This window comes from Crenobacter cavernae (genome assembly GCF_003355495.1).
Taxonomy (GTDB): domain Bacteria; phylum Pseudomonadota; class Gammaproteobacteria; order Burkholderiales; family Chromobacteriaceae; genus Crenobacter; species Crenobacter cavernae.
In genome coordinates, this window is sequence record NZ_CP031337.1 from 20,216 (window position 1) to 36,265 (window position 16,050).

Sequence of the window (16,050 nt, forward strand, 5' to 3'; positions counted from 1 at the left end):
AAACGAGGAGTCCTGACATGGATGCCATTGCCGAAAAGCGGATCGTGACCGAAGACCACGCCACCGCACCTTCCAAGCCTTATGACCCGGCGTACGACCCGCTGGTCGCCGCGACGCCGGGCCAGGGCCGGGATTACGCACCGACCTATTGGATCGGCACCGCCGGCGACCCGCCGCCCGACGATGGCCCGATCACCCACGATATCGACGTCGACGTCGCGATCATCGGCTCGGGCTTCACCGGACTGACGTGCGCGATCTTCCTCGCGCAGGAGTATGGCATCAAGGCCACCGTGCTCGAGGCCAACCGCGTCAGTTGGGGTTGCAGCACCCGCAACGGAGGCCAGGCGCAATGTGCGTCGGGCCGGCTCAAGCGCTCGCAGTGGATACAGCGCTACGGCCTCGACACCGCCTTGCGCCTGCACGCCGAGGTCTGCGAAGGCATGGAGACCTTCAAGGGACTGATCAAGGACATCGACTGCGACCCGCAGCCTGGAGGTCATCTTTATATTGCGCACCGCCCGAAGGTCATGCCGGCGCTCGAGAAAGAGGCGAAGATCCTGCGCGACGTGTTCAAGTACGACGCCCGCATCCTTGACGCCGACACCGTGAAGCGCGACTACGTCGACGACAAGGAAGCGGCCGGCGCGATGCACGAGCCGGAAGGCATCGGCATCCACGCGGGCAAGCTGGCCTTTGGCTACCTGAAGAAGGCTCGGGCGCTCGGCGCCACCGTCCATCCGTCCAGCCCGGTTCAGGGCTGGGAAACGCGCGACGGCGTCCACTACCTCAAGACCCCCGGCGGCACGGTACGCGCGCGCGCCGTGGGCGTGGCGACCGGCGGCTACACCTCGCAAGGCCTGCATCCGCAACTGAAGAACCGCCTGCTGCCCATCCTTTCCAATTCCATCGTCACCCGCCCGCTGACCTTGGCCGAGCGCGACGCCTGCAACTTCCGCACCACGCAGGTGATCACCGACACGAGGATACTCAGGCACTACTACCGCCAGATGCCAGACGGACGCGTACAGATCGGCAGCCGCAGCGCGATCACCGGCACCGACGCCCCTCAGAAAAAATACGAACAGAAGCTGATCGACGACCTCCACCGCAAGTTCCCTGCGCTGGAAGGCATCGAGATCGACTACTCATGGTGGGGCTGGGTCGACGTCAGCCACGACATGATGCCGCGCATCTTCCAGCCGGACCCCAGGCAGACGATCTACTACGCGGTGGGCTACGGCGGCAACGGCGTGATGTACTCGGCGCAGGCCGGGCGCCGCCTGGCCGCGCTGATCGCCGGCAAGAGCGCGGGGCCGGAGCTGCCGATCTTCCGCTCGGCGCTCCCCTTCCCGAATGTGCGCGAGATGGTCGAATCGCAGGCGTTCGCGCCTTTCCGTCGGGTCGGACAGCGGTTCCTATACCGCTGGTATCACCTCAAGGACGAAGTCCTCTAGTTCATCCCGCAGCGCCCAAGCGCCGCCCGCAGCACAGCAGAAACCGGCAACACAATAACTATTCAAGGAGACTCAAATGAACAGCACGCGCTTTCTCAAAAAGGTTCTCACCCTGTCGGCAACACTCTCGGCGCTGGCGGCAAGCGGCCTGGCACACGCGGAACAGAAGGAAGTCACCATCGCCTACCAGCAGATCGCCGGCCCGCTGTTGACGGTGATCGCCAACGGCGCGGCGGAAAAGGCGACCGGCTACAAGATCCATTGGCGGCAGTTCGAATCGGGCGCCAAGGTGAGCACCGCGATGGCGTCCGGTGACGTGCAGGTCGGCGTGATCGGCTCCAGTCCGCTGACCGCCGCCGTCAGCCGCGGCGTGCCGCTGCAGCTGTTCTGGATCCTCGACGACATCAACGAGGCCGAGGCCATGGTCGTGCGCAACGGCTCGGGGATCAACAAGCCGGCAGACCTCAAGGGCAAGAAGCTCGGCGTGCCCTTCGTCTCCACCACCCACTTCCACACCATGTACGCGCTGAGCCTCTGGGGCATCAAGCCGAGCGACGTCGAAATCCTCAACATGCAGCCCAACCAGATCGCCGCGGCCTGGGGACGCGGCGACATCGACGCGGCCTTTGTCTGGGACCCGGCGCTCGCGCGCATCAAGCAGACCGGCAAGGTGCTCATCACCTCGGGCCAACTGTCCAAGAAGGGCAACGCCACCTTTGACGGCATGGCCGTCAGCCGCCCGTGGGCCGAAGCCAATCCGGCCTTCATGGCGAGCTTCACCAAGGTGGTCGCCGACGCGGACGCCGCCTATCGCGCCAACCCGCAGGCCTGGGGCCCGGATTCCGCCCAGGTGAAGAAGATGTCCAAGATGCTGGGCGGCGACCCCAAGGACGTGGCCAACGCCATCAAGCTCTACGCTTATCCGAGCATCGAACAGCAGGTTTCCGCCAGTTGGCTGGGTGGCAAGAACGGCGGCGCGGTCAGGGCGCTCAAGGCGACCGCCGAATTCCTGAAGAGCCAGAAACGGATCGACGCGCTCGCCCCGGATTACGGCGCCTTCGTCACGCCGAAATATGCGGAAGCCGCGCTGAAACTAAAACAATAAGCGACGACCGTCGTAATGGACTCCCGGTCAGGACCTCGGTCTCGGCCGTGGCAAGATCCAATGGAGCAGCACCAGATCGGAGGGAACTCTCATGGAAGAACTTAACGTCAGAGGTGTCAGCGTTCTCTACCCGGGCCGGCGCCCGGGGGAGCGGGTCCACGCCCTCGACAACGTCAACCTGTCCATCAAGAGCGGCGACTTCGTCGTGGCCCTGGGCGCCTCGGGTTGTGGCAAGACGACCTTGCTGAGCCTGATGGCCGGCTTCATCTCGCCGTCCGAGGGCAGCATCACCCTCGGCGGCAACAAGGTGCTCGGCCCGGGCTCCGACCGCGGCGTAGTGTTCCAGAAGCACGCGCTCCTGCCCTGGCTCAGCGTGATGGAAAACACCGAGTTCGGCCTGAAGCTGCAGGGCGTGAGAAAGGACAAGCGGCGCGCGCTGGCAGCAAAGAACTTAGAGCTCGTCGGCCTGCAGGACTTTCACAACCACATGATCTACCAGCTATCAGGCGGCATGCAGCAGCGCGTCGGCATCGCACGGGCGCTGACCTGCAACCCGGCCATGCTGCTGATGGACGAGCCGATGGCGGCGCTCGACGCGCTAACCCGCGAAACCATCCAGGAATTGCTGCTCGACGTGTGGCAGGAAACGCAGAAGATGTTCTTCTTCATCACGCACAGCGTCGAGGAGGCCCTGTTCCTCGCCAGCCGCCTGATCGTGATGTCGCCCCGCCCGGGGCGCATCACCCATACCTACGAGCTCGATTTCAACCGGCGGTTCCTGGAATGCCGCGACGCGAGGGCGATCAAGTCCAGCTCCGACTTCATCAAGATGCGCGAAACCGTCCTCGGCATCATTTATGGCGACGAGCGCGCCGCGGAAGCGAAAGAGGTGTCCCATGGCTGATTCGAAACACGACCTGAATGCATCCCCTCGCAGTCAACGCGGCTCCATCTCGCTGAGTGGCCACCTCGCCAAACCCCAGCCCCCCACGCCGGGTGTGCTCTCGCGGCTGTTCGCGAAGAAATCGGTCCGGCCCGGCGAGCAGTTCGGCGCGCCGGGGCAAGGCCGCAGCGGACTCATCAGCTTCGCCACGATCTCCCTGCTCTTCTCGCTCTGGGTGCTCGTCACCGCCACCGGCTGGGTGCCGCCGCTGTTCCTGCCGTCCCCACAGGCCGTGTTCGACAAGTTCATCCTGGTGTCGACCGAGGGCTTCGCCAACGCGACGCTGTTCGAACACACCCAGACCAGTCTTTTCCGCGTGTTCGGCGCCTTCGCGCTCGCCTGCGTCACCGCGATCCCGATCGGGGTGCTGATGGGCGTGAGCCGCGTCGCGCGCGGCGTGTTCGACCCGCCGATCGAGTTCTACCGCCCGCTGCCGCCGCTCGCCTACCTGCCGATGGTCATCATCTGGTTCGGCATCGGCGAGTTCTCGAAGGTCTACCTGATCTTCCTCGCGATCTTCGCGCCGATGGCGATCTCGGCGCGCTCGGGCGTGCGCTCGGTGTCGATCGAACAGATCCACGCCGCCTACTCGATGGGCGCGACACGCATGCAGGTCATCCGCCACGTGATCCTCAAGTCGGCGCTGCCGGAGATCTTCACCGGCATGCGCATCGGCATCGGCGTGGGCTGGACCACCCTGGTCGCCGGAGAAATGGTCGCCTCGACGCGCGGGCTCGGCTTCATGGTACTCAACGCGGCCGAGTTCCTCGCCAGCGACGTGGTGATCATGGGCGTGATCGTGATCGGCCTGTTCGCCTTTACCTTCGACCTCCTGATGCGCTACCTGGAGCGCGTGCTGGTGCCCTGGAAGGGCAAGGTCTGACGACCGGGGGCGGGGCTGCCGCCGCCCGCCCCTTCATCAGTTCGGACCATCCCCGCGTCGCCCCCGATTTCGAACCGCTACAGCCCCCACGGCGGTCGCCGTACAGGACGGCGCCGCTCCCTACACACGCCCGCCGCACCCCGGCCGGCAAGGAGACACCATGCTGCATTTGAAACGCCCCGACCTGTTGCGTAACCAGGCCTTCGTCGCCGGCCGCTGGGTCAGCGCCCCCGAAACCATCGCCGTCACCAACCCGGCCACCGGCGAGACTTTGGCCGAGGTGCCCAAGCTCGGCGCGGCCGAGACGCGCGAGGCGGTCGCCGCCGCCAAGCAGGCGATGAAGGAATGGAAGACGCGCCCGGCCAAGGCGCGCGCCGCGGTGCTGCGCCGCTGGTACGAACTGTTGATGGCCAACCAGGAGGATCTCGCGCAGATCCTGACCGCCGAGCAGGGCAAGCCGCTGTCCGAGTCGCGCGGCGAGATCGCCTACGGCGCGTCGTACATCGAATGGTTCGCCGAGGAGGCCAAGCGCGTGTACGGCGACACCATCCCGGCGCCGCAGGCCGACCGGCGCCTGGTGGTGATCAAGCAGCCGATCGGCGTCGCCGCCGCGATCACGCCGTGGAACTTCCCGAACGCGATGATCACGCGCAAGGCCGCGCCGGCCTTCGCCGCCGGCTGCGCGATGGTGCTGCGCCCCGCGTCGCAGACGCCGCTGTCGGCGCTGGCGCTCGCGGTGCTGGCCGAAGAGGCCGGCATCCCGGCCGGGCTGTTTTCCGTGCTGACCGGCGGTTCTACCGAGATCGGCGGCGAGCTGACGTCCAATCCGGATGTCGCCAAGCTGTCGTTCACCGGCTCGACCGAGGTCGGGCGGCTGCTGATGGCGCAGTGCGCCGGCACGATCAAGAAGCTGTCGCTCGAACTCGGCGGCAACGCGCCGTTCGTCGTGTTCGACGACGCCGACCTCGACGCCGCGGTAGAGGGCGCGATCGCGTCCAAGTACCGCAACGCCGGCCAGACCTGCGTGTGCGCGAACCGGCTGTACGTGCAGGCCGGCGTCTACGACGCGTTCGTCGACAAACTCGCCGCCGCGGTCGCCAAGCTGAAGGTTGGCCGAGGCGACGAGGAAGGCGTGACGCAGGGCCCGCTGATCGACGAGAAGGCGGTGCGCCAGGTCGAGGCGCACATCGCCGACGCGCTCGAGAACGGTGCGACGCTTGTTACCGGCGGCAAGCGTCACGCGCTGGGCGGCAGCTTCTTCGAACCGACCATCCTATCCGGCGTGACCGCCAAGATGAAGGTGGCGCGCGAAGAGACCTTCGGCCCGATGGCGCCAGTGTTCAAGTTCGACACCGAGGAGGAGCTGATCGCGGCCGCCAACGACACCGAGTTCGGCCTCGCGAGCTACTTCTACAGCCGCGACATCGGCCGCATCTGGCGCGTCGCCGAGGCGCTCGAATACGGCATGGTCGGCATCAACACCGGGCTGATCTCTAACGAGGCGGCGCCGTTCGGCGGCGTGAAGCAGTCCGGTCTCGGCCGCGAGGGCTCGAAGTACGGCCTCGACGACTATCTGGAGATCAAGTACCTGTGCTTCGCCGGGCTCGACCGCTGAGTTTCATTCGGCACTAAAAAGCTCGGCCAACCTTCAAAGGTTGGCCGAGCCCTCGCCTTCTTTTTGACCAACGTCTCAACGAGAGGTAGCTATGAAATTCCGAAACGTGACTGTGGTTTGTTTGGCCCTGCTGACTGCGGGCATGGCCTGGGCCGGTGGTGCCCCCGTCGGCAAGACGCAGGGCGTGATGACCGACGCGCGCGGGATGTCGCTCTATACCTTCGACAAGGACGTGGCCGGCAGCGGCAAGAGCGCCTGCGGCGGCGAATGTCTTGCCATCTGGCCGCCGCTGTACGCTGAAACGAGCGCGAAGGCAGACGGCGACTTTTCCGTCATCACCCGGGACGACGGCAAGACGCAATGGGCGTACAAGGGAAAACCGCTTTACTACTTCGCGAAGGACATGACGCCGGGTGACACCCTGGGGGACAACGTAAAAAACGTCTGGCATCTGATCAGGGATTGAACCGCACCAGCACTTTTCACCCGCAAAGGGAAAACATATATGCGGCAAAAAAAACGTTTCGTTCTAACCACCACCGCTCTTGTCGCAGGCCTCGCCCATGCAGCACCGGCTTTTGACGGTCAGATCCGCAACAACACCCTCGCCGTCGATCCCGCAGAAACGCTGGCCCTCGTCGCCAAGAGCGACAGCGAGAAAGTCCACGTTTACGACCTCCGCCACGGCAAGCTGTTGCGTACCCTCGAAGGATTCATCTCGCCGCGCAACATCCTGTTTTCGCCGGATGGCAAGCATTTCTACGTATCGGACAGCACCAAGGGCGTCGTTGAAAAATGGGACAGCCCATCGCTGAAACGATCCGCGTCGATGGCCGTTGGACCGGGTGCTTTCGGTACGGCGCTGAGCCGCGATGGCTCTCGACTCTTCGTCAACAACCAGGCCAGCAGCACCGTCACCACTTTCGACCCGAATACGCTGCAGCCGCTGTCCGTCATGACCGGATTTGCCCAGCCCAGACAGGGTATAAAACTCTCACCAGACGACAAGGCGCTGTTCGTCACCAACTTCCTTGGCGACAAAATCACGGTCATCGACCCAGCCAGCTTCAAAACGCTGGCCGAGGTCGGTGGATTCAACAAGATCCGCGCGATCTCCATTTCCCGCGACGGCAAAATGCTGTACGCCGCCAACAGTGGAACGGACACCCTTTCAGAAGTCGACGTCGAGGCTCGACGGGTGCTGCGAAGCGTCAAGGTCGGGAGTGACCCTTACGGCGCGGCGCTGAGGCCGGATGGGAATTTCCTGTATAGCGGCAATCTGAAGGGCAACTCGATGACGATCGTTTCACTTCCCGACTTCAAGGCCACGGGTGAAATCACCGGGCTGAAAGGCCCCCGTCAGGCGATCACGTTCAGCAAGGACAGCAGGAAAGCCTGGGTTCTCAACGAGGACTTGAGCGTGGCGGAAGTCGACCTCGATACACGGCAGGTTATCAGGACGCTTTCGGCAGGAACTTAACCCTAGCCCACTGCCGGACGACCGCGCACACGCGAGGCATGCGTGCCTGACACGTTCTCAGAAAGCATTTGCTAGCAGAGCAGAAGATGAGCACCGATTGTGCGAACTGACTTGTTGCCATGATCTGCGATCAGGTAAATGAGGCTTGGACTTGGTAGGTGACCTGCCCGGAATTTGGATGACTGGCTGCTCTGGTGTCCAGTCCCGGACGATTGGTTACGCGTTTGACGAATAGCTCGGGCCGTTTTTTTCGCCAATCCTTCATCGCTTGAAGCGGCGTTCGGTGCTGCAGCGCCAGCTGCGGCAGATGCTGGTTGTAGAGCCACACATACCGTTCCAGGGTCTGCGCCAAGTCCTCACCGGAGTGGAAATGATGCGTGGCCAGTACCTCGGCAATGCGGCCGTTGAAACGCTCGACCATGCCGTTGGTTTGCGGGTGACGCGGCTTGGTCAGCCGGTGCTCGATGTTCAGCGCCGCACACAGCCGGTCGAACTCGTGCTCGCCGCTGGCTTGTTTCTGCTGGTTGAACAGCCGGTCGGTGAACTCGCTGCCGTTTGAACGGTGCCGCCTTGGCCAGCGCCGCCAGGAAGGCTTTCGCCGCCGTCGCGGTCTTGTGCGGCTTGATCTGGACGAACACCCAGCGGGTGGCCCGATCAATGGCGACGAACAGATAACGGCGCGCCGTTTCGTCGGGCATCTGCGGCAGGTATTTGACATCGACGTGGACGAAACCCGGCGCGTAGTCCTTGAACGGCTGGCTGCGCGGGGAAGGCGTAGCCGGTTCGAGATCGCGCAGCTTGCCGACGCCGTGTCGCGCCAGACAGCGGCCGAGGCCGGCGCGGGACACGGCGGGATTGAGAAACTCGCGCACGACCACCAGCAAGTCATCCAGCCCCAGCTTGAGCAGTTTGCGCAGTTCGACCGCGATCCGCTCCTGGGCCGGCGTCAGCGTGGTTTGCAGCCGGTGGGCGGTATGCGAGCGGTCTTCGACCGACTGGCGGCGGCGCCATTTGGCGATGGTCGAGACACTGACGTTGTAACGGGCGGCCAGTTCGACGTTGGTGCCGGTGGCGGCCTGGATCTCGGCGCGAATGGCCGGGGTGGTGCGGGCTTGTTTATGGAGTCGGACGGTCATGATTGGGACGCTCGAAGGGCAGCCAGCAGCTTAACCATCCCTTCGCGGGCGGTGGCAATTTTCCCGCTGCGCGGGCTGAGATAATCATCCGAGATGCGACATGGCTGGCGGCCGTCAAGAAGTACCTGGGCCTATGAGCGTCTGTACGCCTGGCTACTTCAATCCGAGCAGTTCATACACTTCCACCGGTTTCTGCCGGCCTTTCACCTGGATCACAGTCGCCGGCCGCACGATGACCTGATCCTGCACGCGGCCGTAGATGGCGGCGCTGATCAGGATCTGGTCGACACCGGCATGCTCCTGGATGCGCTTGGCGATGTTCACATCGTCGCCGATCGCGGTGTATTCCATGCGCTGCTTGCCGCCGACCAGCCCCAGCACTGCCTCGCCGACATGCAGGCCGGTGCCGCAAGAGAGGTGGAACAGCGGTGAGATCTCTTGGTGCAGGGCCTGGATGGCCTCGCGGATGCCGAGCGCGGCGCGGAGTGCGCGCATGACATGGTCGGGCTGGGGGAAGGGGGCATTGAACCAAGCCATCACGGCATCGCCCAGGAACTTGTCGATCGTCCCCTCCTGCGCCAGCACGGCGTCCGCCATCACACCGAGATAGCGGTTGAGCAAGCCGAACAGATCGTCCGGATTCAGCTGCTCGCTGATGCTGGTGAAGCCGTGGATATCGGTGAACAGGGTGGTGATCTCGGTGCGCTTGCCCGCCGGCTGCAAATGCTCGGTATCGATCTGCGCCAGGATAGCCGGCGACACCATGTGCTGCAGCAATTGCTGCTGTGCCTCCATCAGCCTCTTTTCCGTCACGTCATCGAGCACGATCGCGATGCCCTGCGGCTGCTGCAAGCCTTTGAGCGTGGAGAGGTTGAAGCGCAGATAGACAGTACCGCGCCCTGCGACGGTGGGAGTGAGCTCAAGGCCGATTACCGGCTTGTCCGTGTGGGCGGTGCTCAGCACGTGCGGCAGCAGGGTCATCCCCAACGGCGGCTGGAGTTCGACGATATTGCGTCCGACCAGTTCTTTGGCTTCCCGATACCCCAGGATATGCAAGGCGGCCAGGTTGCATAGCATGATTTTGCCTTGCAGATCGGTGGTGATCACTCCGCTGACGATGGAGGCGAACACATTGTCGAGCAGATCCTTCAGCTCGGTGGTCTCGGCCAGCGCATGGCGCAGTTGGGCCTGGTGTTCCTGCAGCCGCTCGGCCATCCGGTCGAAGGAGCCGGCCAATTGGCTCAATTCCCCATGCCCCGGCAACAGCCCGGTGCGCGCTTGAAGATCGCCTTCCTCAAGCCGTTCGGTGGCCGCGAGCAGGGCGCGTGCCGGACGCAGGATAAAGACCGCGCCGAACCACCAGGCCATGGCCAGAGCGAGCGAGGCGACTGCGCTGAAGAACAGCAGGCGGTAGGCGAAGGCGCGGTTCACCTGTGCGAACGCCACCGAGGTCGGGATGCCGACCGCGAGGTACCCCTGATTGGTGATGACCACCCCGCGCGTGCTGCGCAGCGGCGCGAACGCGAACAGGCTGGTCACGCCTTCCAGGTTGGGGAGCTCAACTGTGCCTTCCTCCTGGCGGGAGAGAATGGTTTCGACCAGCGGGTTGCCCTCCGCGGCAACCCCCATCCAGCGTCGCCAATCCGGATGCTCGAAGAGGACGGTGCCGTGGCGGTCGAACACGATGAGCACGGCATCGGGCGGCAGACGCGCCTCGATGGCCAACTGCTCGAGCCACCTCAGGTCGAGTGCGGCGTACACCACGCCTTTGGGGAAGCCGGTCTCATCGAGGATCGGATAGCCGAAGTTCACGCTAGCTTTGCCGGTGATGCGGCCGATCTGGTAATCCCCGATCGCCAGGCCTTTATACTGCAGCGCGCGCTGGAAATAGCCACGGTCGGCGAGATTCACCGGTTCGGCCAGGCGCAGCCCGCTGCAGTACACATTGCCTTCCAGGTCCGCAGCGCCCAGATTGGCGTAGAAGGGATATTGCTTGAGAAAATTACCAAACAGGGTACTGCAGGCCGCCTCGGAACGATCGCGCACCACCGGAATCTGGGCCAGCGCGATGAGCAATTGTCGTGACCCCTCGATGAGACGCTCGTGCTGGCTGATCGTCAGGTGGAGCAAGCGTACGGTATCTTCCTGGACGCGCTGCTCCGCTGCATGCCGCTCCTCGAGGTTCGTGGCGAGGATCAGCAGGAGCATCGGCAGAATGGCCAACAGCACCAAGAGGAGCAGACGAACCCGCAGGCTTCCCGTCTTTGCACTGACGAGTGCCGGCGCGTGGAAGAGTCTTTTGAGGCGCGTTGCGGACATGAAATCACCCCATCCGGCTTGGGCTGCAGCAATGCCGGAGCCATTCCAGTGCTTGTGTCACGGCGAACACCGTTTGGTAGGCCTGCTGCTGGGCTTGCCCGACTATGCTCGATGACGCCCCGAGACATCCTGGGATGCGGGGGCGGCACTGGGAGATCGGCTGGGTTGCGGTGACATCCCGCATGGCATCCTCGCCCCTGCTCACATGAAGGTGTCGGCGATGTCTATCGACGAGCGCCGTCCCAGCGCATCGAAGTTCACGGTCAGCCAGGCATCGGCGCGCTCGCGCCCCAGCGCGAAGACTTCACGCAGGAAGCCCCAGTCGGCGTTGAACTTGCTCGATACCCCCAGTCGGGTCATCTCAGCTTCGGCATCGATGCTGTGGATCAGCACGCGCCGGTAGCTCGCCGGGTCGAGCGCGCCTTCGTCGATCAGTCGGGTGATGAAAGCGATCGCGCGCATCTCGCGCATCAATGACGAGTTGAAGCTTAGCGTGTTAATGCGATCGAGGATCTGGCGCGCCGTGGTCGGCACATCGGGGATGCGGATCGGGTTGATGCGGATGATCAGCACATCGCTGCTGTCAGTGTCATAGATCAGCGGATAGATCGGCGGATTGCCCATGTAGCCGCCGTCCCAGTAATACTCGTTGTCGATTTCTACTGCCTGAAACAGGAACGGCAGGCAGGCCGAGGCCAGTACCGCCTTCACGCAGATCTCGCTGGTGGTGAACACGCGGATGCGCCCACTCAGCACATTGGTGGCGCACAGGAACAGCTTGACGCTCCGGCTGTTCTGCAACACTTCGAAATCGACTACCGAGACCAGCACATCGCGTAGCGGGCTCAGGTTGCACGGGTTCAGTTGGTAGGGCGAGAAGAAGCGGGTGAGATAGTCGAACGCCAGCCACGCCGGCGACAGGTCCATATTGCCGCTGCCCATCATCCTGTCCAGCCAGGAGGGTTGCAGCGGACTCAACCGCGCCGATTCGGAAATCTTTCCCCAGAGCGTTTCAAGCGCCCGGCGTGCCCCCGCGCCCCCGCCGCTGGCGAGGCCGTAGGCCAGCACGGTGGCATTGATCGCGCCGGCACTGGTGCCGCAGATGCCGTCTATCTCGATGCGACCGTCTTCGAGCAGGCGGTCGAGTACACCCCAACTGAAGGCCCCGTGGGAGCCGCCCCCCTGCAGCGCTATATTGATGCGGCGAATCGCGGGCGATGGCTTCGCTTTCATGGTGGGCCTCCTCAGTGTGCAGTCTAGCCGACGTCAACCGCCAGGCCAGTGCACCGGGCCCTGCTCGTTGATGCGATGGGATCGCGGCACATGAGGCTGCTCCTCGATTGATTGCGTCTGAAGGGGTTAGCGCGGCGCAGGCTGGGCGAGCCGCCACGCCAGATTGACGCGGGCGCGGGCTTCGCAGCGGGTACGGAAGAAATCCGTATAGTAGATGTAGGGGCGAGCCAGCAGAGCGCCCAGGAAGGCCCGTTCTCTGGCGTCGTAAGCGACATCGTCCAAGTCGGGTCGCTCGGCCCGCAGGCGCGCTTCGTCGCGGCGAAAGTGGGCGCGGTCATCTCCCAGGTTCACCAGGTCGATGTCGACGGTAAAGCGGCCATCGAGATCGGCCGGCGCAACGTCATGCGTCGTCGCCAGGATCATTCCGGCGATGCGTCCGGCTGCGGCGATGCGGCCCTCGGCGCAGCGCTCGAACCACTCGGCGCTGCGCCGCTCGTTGTCTTCCGCACCGGGAATGTAGATCACATCATGGCACCACAACGCGAGTTCCACGGCATCAGGATCGTGGATCGCTGCGCGCGCGCAATCCAGATCGCGCATGCAGCGGCGGATGTGGTCCAGGGTGTGATAGCGGCGCATCGGCTCGGCGTAATGTCGCACCAGGTCGGCGTAGACAGCTTCACCATGTACACCGCCGCAGCGCGACCACAGCGCCAGGAAGCGCGCTTCCATTCGGTTCATCCTGACTCCTCTGTCCCACAGAGCGCGTGCCGAACGTTCTGAGGTGTCCTGACAATCCCGGACACTCATGTTTCAAGCGGCCTGCTGCTGGCTGAATCTTTGGGCAAAGAAGCAGGAGCCAGATTGCCAAGGCGTGAATGACGCTGCTGGTGGTTGTAAAAGACTTCGATGTACTCCCGAATCGAGGATTCAGCCTCCGTGCGGGTCGCGTAACGGCGATGATGAACCAACTCGTTCTTCAAATTACCCCATAAGCTTTCCATTGGCGCGTTGTCATAGCAGTTCCCCTTGCGTGACATGGAGGCGCGCAACCCGAACTGTCCTAATTGGTCTGTCTCGGGCTCAGTGGACACTAACTTAAGGTGGATGGACTACCCCGGGTATCGTGGACACCTCGGGCCTATGATTGGACTACCCCGGGTATCGTGGACTGTCGGGTTTTATGGAGAGCGTTCGATGCTTCCATCATCACATCTGGATCGCCGTTGTGTGCTCCGCACCCTGCTGGCCATGGGGGTAGGCAGCCTGCTCTCGCCCCTGGTCCGGGCCGCGCCGCAAGGCGCCATCCTGACCCGGCCCATCCCCTCCAGCGGCGAAGCCTTGCCCCTGATCGGCCTGGGTAGCTGGATCACCTTCAATGTGGGCAACGACCGCGTCGCGCGCGATGCCTGCGCGGAGGTGATGCGCCACTTCTTCGGGGCTGGCGGCAGGCTAATCGACTCTTCGCCGATGTATGGCTCTTCCCAGGAGGTCATCGGTTATGGTCTGAAGAAGCTGGGCAAACCGCCACGCCTTTTCTCGGCCGACAAGGTGTGGATCTCCTCGGGCACACGAGGCGAGGGCCAGATCGAATCGTCCCGACGCTATTGGAATGTAGCGCGCTTCGATCTGCTCCAGGTCCACAATCTGGTGTCCTGGCAGGAGCATCTGAAAACGCTGTTCGCGATGAAGGCGGCCGGTCAGTTGCGTTATGTCGGCATCACCACCTCGGAGGGCCGCAGACATCGGGAGTTCGAGAAGATCATGCGCAGCCAGCCGCTCGATTTCGTGCAGGTCTCCTACAACCTGTTCGACCGCGAAGTCGAAGCGCGCATCCTGCCGCTGGCGCGCGAGCGCGGCATCGCGGTCATCATCAACCGGCCGTTTCGGCAGGGAGCGCTGCTCGAGGCGCTGGCGCGTTATCCGCTGCCTGCCTGGGCGGCTGAAATCGACTGCGCCAACTGGGCTCAGTTCGCGCTCAAGTTCATCGTTTCGCACCCGGCCGTCACCTGTGCCATTCCGGCAACCAGTAGCGTCGCGCACGTTCGCGAGAACATGGGCGCTGCCTATGGCCGCCTGCCGGACGAGGCGATGCGGCGCCGCATGATCGCGCATATGGAGAGGCTCTGATGTCCGAGTTGTGGACCTATACGCCGTCGGATTTCCTGATGTTCTCGGCGCGGACCTACTACCGCCTGTTCGAGCTCTACAACAGCGAAATATGGCCGGCGCAGATCCTGGCCTTGACGTTCGGCGTCGTGATCCTGGTGTGCCTGTTTCGTGCCAGAGCTAGGCAGGGGCAGATCATCTCGGTGCTGCTCGCGGCATGCTGGTTTTGGGTCGCCTGGGCGTTTCATGCCCAGCGCTACGCTACCATCAACTGGGTTGCGACCTATTTTGCGGCCGGCTTTGTGATCGAGGCGCTGCTGCTGATCTGGACTGGTCTGGTTCGCGACCAGTTACGGCTCCGGCCGACGGACCACCCGGTCAACCTCGCCGGCCTGGGCCTGTTCCTCTTCGCGCTGTTCGTTCAGCCTCTGCTTGGGCCGCTGATGGGGCGGCCATGGCTGCAAGTCGAGTTCTTCGGCATTGCGCCAGACCCTATGGTAACAGCAACGCTTGGCATACTCTTGCTCGCAGCCAATCGAAGCCACTGGCTGCTCCTGCTTGTTCCGACTCTGTGGTGTGCAATCAGTGGCACGACACTGTGGACGATGGGATCGCCCGATGCCTTGATGATGCCGCTTGCGGCGCTGCTGGTAATGGTCCTGGCGCTGAAGAAGACGCTGTCACCGTCTGCGCGGCACCTTCCTTGAACGACCCACGCCACCTCGCCGAATAGTCGGTTGCCGAGCCACGAGTGAACACTCAGAACTGATTACATAGGCCGGCGATTCACTCCTTCTGCAACAGCACGCTCACGGGGAAGTGATCGCTAAACCCCGATTTGTCCCGTTGATTGGGCTTAATACCAAAGCGGTGTGGTTCACCCTTCTCCCCTTTCGCCATAATGTCACGCGCCTCTATGCGGGCCTCACCTGCTAACTTCCAGCCGCTCTTGCCGGTTGCGATGCCACGACTCACCATGATCTGGTCGAGCGTGTTCCAGCCCTCGTAGTAGTGCGTACCCTGACCGGTGCCCAGCAAGGGCCACATCAGGTTCAGGAGGTAATCATTCTGGTTTCTGGTAGAAGAGACCCGCTTCACATCGTTCAACGCCAGGGCATATTCGGTGATAGAGCGGTTGAAGGGCTCGTCGTTGAAGTCGCCCACCACGACAATCCCGACGTCGTCTCCTTGCTTTTCATGAATACGCTTTATCCAGTAGGCCAGGGTCTCCCCCGCTGTCATCCGATAAGGCTCTGATTCGTACTGACCGGCCGTGCGCGACGGCCAGTGGTTGCCTACGCAGACTAGCTTGCGCTCGCCCAAGGTAAAGTTCACTTGGAACAGCTCCCGAGTGGCGTAGCGCTTCACCACCCAGTGCTGGAACATGTCGTCCTTAGAGGTCTTTGCCACATCGCCGTCATACAGGAAGGCCACATCGATACCCCGATTGTCACTAGTGTCGGCGTGCGCCACCTTGTACTTCCGACCACCATCCGACTCGATTCGGCCAACCAATTGTTGCAGGACCGGCTCGTTTTCCACTTCGCAGACGCCAAGAATGTCCGGCCCCTTCCCTTTATTCATCGACCGGATGACCATGGAAAGCTGGCGAAGCTTGGCATCGAGCAGTTCAGCATTCCAGCCAACTAGGTCCTTTCCGACGATGGCCTGGATTTTTGGTAGCCGCACAGCAGTTTCAACGTCAAACAAGTTCTCAACATTCCAGAAGGCGATATGCAGAGGGGTTGGCATGGCTGATTCCTTTCTAGG

13 protein-coding genes and 2 pseudogenes are annotated in these 16,050 nt (G+C 63.2%); 9 read left to right on the forward strand and 6 right to left on the reverse strand.

Annotation, left to right across the window (positions count from 1 at the left end):
- The first annotated feature begins 17 nt into the window (after positions 1 to 17).
- From DWG20_RS00090 to DWG20_RS00120, 7 genes are all read left to right on the forward strand, one after another.
- Positions 18 to 1,457, forward strand: coding sequence for an NAD(P)/FAD-dependent oxidoreductase (locus DWG20_RS00090; protein ID WP_115431841.1), 1,440 nt, complete (start codon positions 18 to 20; stop codon positions 1,455 to 1,457).
- 76 nt (positions 1,458 to 1,533) lie between these two features.
- Positions 1,534 to 2,562 (forward strand): taurine ABC transporter substrate-binding protein, encoded by a 1,029-nt coding sequence (gene tauA / locus DWG20_RS00095; protein WP_115431842.1) that lies wholly within the window; start codon positions 1,534 to 1,536, stop codon positions 2,560 to 2,562.
- A gap of 91 nt (positions 2,563 to 2,653) precedes the next feature.
- On the forward strand, positions 2,654 to 3,466 hold the full coding sequence (locus tag DWG20_RS00100; RefSeq protein WP_115431843.1) for a taurine ABC transporter ATP-binding protein: 813 nt from the start codon (positions 2,654 to 2,656) through the stop codon (positions 3,464 to 3,466).
- A complete protein-coding gene (locus tag DWG20_RS00105; RefSeq protein WP_115431844.1) occupies positions 3,459 to 4,388 on the forward strand; it encodes an ABC transporter permease subunit in 930 nt (309 codons plus the stop codon). The genes DWG20_RS00100 and DWG20_RS00105 overlap by 8 nt, the downstream gene beginning before the upstream one ends.
- 160 nt (positions 4,389 to 4,548) lie before the next feature.
- Complete coding sequence (locus DWG20_RS00110) at positions 4,549 to 6,003, forward strand: NAD-dependent succinate-semialdehyde dehydrogenase (protein WP_115431845.1); 1,455 nt, start codon at positions 4,549 to 4,551, stop codon at positions 6,001 to 6,003.
- A 91-nt stretch (positions 6,004 to 6,094) separates the two neighbouring features.
- On the forward strand, positions 6,095 to 6,469 hold the full coding sequence (locus DWG20_RS00115; RefSeq protein WP_245944739.1) for a COG4315 family predicted lipoprotein: 375 nt from the start codon (positions 6,095 to 6,097) through the stop codon (positions 6,467 to 6,469).
- 39 nt (positions 6,470 to 6,508) lie between these two features.
- Positions 6,509 to 7,483 (forward strand): YncE family protein, encoded by a 975-nt coding sequence (locus DWG20_RS00120; RefSeq protein ID WP_115431846.1) that lies wholly within the window; start codon positions 6,509 to 6,511, stop codon positions 7,481 to 7,483.
- A 196-nt stretch (positions 7,484 to 7,679) separates the two neighbouring features.
- Here DWG20_RS00120 and DWG20_RS00125 read toward each other — a convergent pair.
- The 5 genes and pseudogenes from DWG20_RS00125 to DWG20_RS00145 form a co-directional block, all read right to left on the reverse strand.
- A pseudogene (locus DWG20_RS00125) lies at positions 7,680 to 8,619 on the reverse strand (IS481 family transposase); the annotation flags it as partial.
- 153 nt (positions 8,620 to 8,772) lie between these two features.
- Positions 8,773 to 10,938 carry an adenylate/guanylate cyclase domain-containing protein gene (locus DWG20_RS00130; RefSeq protein ID WP_115431847.1) on the reverse strand — a complete coding sequence of 722 codons (2,166 nt, stop codon included), beginning with the start codon at positions 10,936 to 10,938 and terminating at the stop codon, positions 8,773 to 8,775.
- 201 nt (positions 10,939 to 11,139) lie between these two features.
- Complete coding sequence (locus DWG20_RS00135) at positions 11,140 to 12,171, reverse strand: patatin-like phospholipase family protein (protein ID WP_115431848.1); 1,032 nt, start codon at positions 12,169 to 12,171, stop codon at positions 11,140 to 11,142.
- A 126-nt stretch (positions 12,172 to 12,297) separates the two neighbouring features.
- Complete coding sequence (locus DWG20_RS00140; RefSeq protein ID WP_220271978.1) at positions 12,298 to 12,903, reverse strand: HD domain-containing protein; 606 nt, start codon at positions 12,901 to 12,903, stop codon at positions 12,298 to 12,300.
- 74 nt (positions 12,904 to 12,977) lie between these two features.
- A pseudogene (locus DWG20_RS00145) lies at positions 12,978 to 13,232 on the reverse strand (integrase core domain-containing protein); the annotation flags it as partial.
- 169 nt (positions 13,233 to 13,401) lie between these two features.
- Between DWG20_RS00145 and DWG20_RS00150 the strand changes: the two are divergent.
- Together DWG20_RS00150 and DWG20_RS00155 are read left to right on the forward strand one after the other, a co-directional pair.
- Positions 13,402 to 14,301: an aldo/keto reductase gene (locus DWG20_RS00150; protein ID WP_220271979.1), complete on the forward strand. Its 900-nt coding sequence runs from the start codon at positions 13,402 to 13,404 to the stop codon at positions 14,299 to 14,301.
- Positions 14,301 to 14,987, forward strand: a complete 687-nt coding sequence (locus DWG20_RS00155; RefSeq protein ID WP_115431851.1) for a DUF6064 family protein — start codon at positions 14,301 to 14,303, stop codon at positions 14,985 to 14,987. Before DWG20_RS00150 ends, DWG20_RS00155 begins: the two co-directional genes overlap by 1 nt.
- A 79-nt stretch (positions 14,988 to 15,066) precedes the next feature.
- Here the strand turns inward: DWG20_RS00155 and DWG20_RS00160 are convergent, their stop codons facing one another.
- Positions 15,067 to 16,032, reverse strand: a complete 966-nt coding sequence (locus DWG20_RS00160; protein ID WP_115431852.1) for an endonuclease/exonuclease/phosphatase family protein — start codon at positions 16,030 to 16,032, stop codon at positions 15,067 to 15,069.
- Between the last annotated feature and the right edge of the window lie 18 nt (positions 16,033 to 16,050).

What these genes read in the sequence shown, in the direction of transcription:
- DWG20_RS00090 (WP_115431841.1), top strand. Translation starts at nt 18, where the DNA reads ATGGATGCCATTGCCGAAAAGCGGATCGTGACCGAAGACCACGCCACC.
- tauA (WP_115431842.1), top strand. Translation starts at nt 1,534, where the DNA reads ATGAACAGCACGCGCTTTCTCAAAAAGGTTCTCACCCTGTCGGCAACA.
- DWG20_RS00100 (WP_115431843.1), top strand. Translation starts at nt 2,654, where the DNA reads ATGGAAGAACTTAACGTCAGAGGTGTCAGCGTTCTCTACCCGGGCCGG.
- DWG20_RS00105 (WP_115431844.1), top strand. Translation starts at nt 3,459, where the DNA reads ATGGCTGATTCGAAACACGACCTGAATGCATCCCCTCGCAGTCAACGC.
- DWG20_RS00110 (WP_115431845.1), top strand. Translation starts at nt 4,549, where the DNA reads ATGCTGCATTTGAAACGCCCCGACCTGTTGCGTAACCAGGCCTTCGTC.
- DWG20_RS00115 (WP_245944739.1), top strand. Translation starts at nt 6,095, where the DNA reads ATGAAATTCCGAAACGTGACTGTGGTTTGTTTGGCCCTGCTGACTGCG.
- DWG20_RS00120 (WP_115431846.1), top strand. Translation starts at nt 6,509, where the DNA reads ATGCGGCAAAAAAAACGTTTCGTTCTAACCACCACCGCTCTTGTCGCA.
- DWG20_RS00130 (WP_115431847.1), bottom strand. Translation starts at nt 10,938, where the DNA reads ATGTCCGCAACGCGCCTCAAAAGACTCTTCCACGCGCCGGCACTCGTC.
- DWG20_RS00135 (WP_115431848.1), bottom strand. Translation starts at nt 12,171, where the DNA reads ATGAAAGCGAAGCCATCGCCCGCGATTCGCCGCATCAATATAGCGCTG.
- DWG20_RS00140 (WP_220271978.1), bottom strand. Translation starts at nt 12,903, where the DNA reads ATGGAAGCGCGCTTCCTGGCGCTGTGGTCGCGCTGCGGCGGTGTACAT.
- DWG20_RS00155 (WP_115431851.1), top strand. Translation starts at nt 14,301, where the DNA reads ATGTCCGAGTTGTGGACCTATACGCCGTCGGATTTCCTGATGTTCTCG.
- DWG20_RS00160 (WP_115431852.1), bottom strand. Translation starts at nt 16,032, where the DNA reads ATGCCAACCCCTCTGCATATCGCCTTCTGGAATGTTGAGAACTTGTTT.